This is a genomic window from Sulfitobacter sp. 15WGC, assembly GCF_005068605.1.
GTDB classification, from domain to species: domain Bacteria; phylum Pseudomonadota; class Alphaproteobacteria; order Rhodobacterales; family Rhodobacteraceae; genus Sulfitobacter; species Sulfitobacter faviae.
In genome coordinates, this window is sequence record NZ_SZNL01000256.1 from 1 (window position 1) to 248 (window position 248).

Sequence of the window (248 nt, forward strand, 5' to 3'; positions counted from 1 at the left end):
TGTAGGCGTTGCCCTCGCGGATCGCCTTAGTTTTGATGCGCTGCACGTCCGAGCCGGTCGAGGGTTCGGTCATCGCCAGTGCGCCGACCAGCTCGCCCGAGACCATCTTGGGCAGCCAGCGTTTTTTCTGGTCCTCGGTGCCATAGGCGAGGATGTAATGCGCCACGATGCCGGAATGGATGCCGTGGCCCCAGGAGGCGAGGTTGGCGCGGGAGCCTTCGATCAGGATCGCCGCCTCATGGCCGAAA

At 64.1% G+C, this 248-nt stretch carries 1 protein-coding gene; it reads right to left on the reverse strand.

The features are described 5' to 3' along the window. Positions 1-248 (reverse strand): acyl-CoA dehydrogenase family protein (locus FCK22_RS18715; RefSeq protein ID WP_211243609.1); only part of this gene is annotated, 248 nt, incomplete at both ends.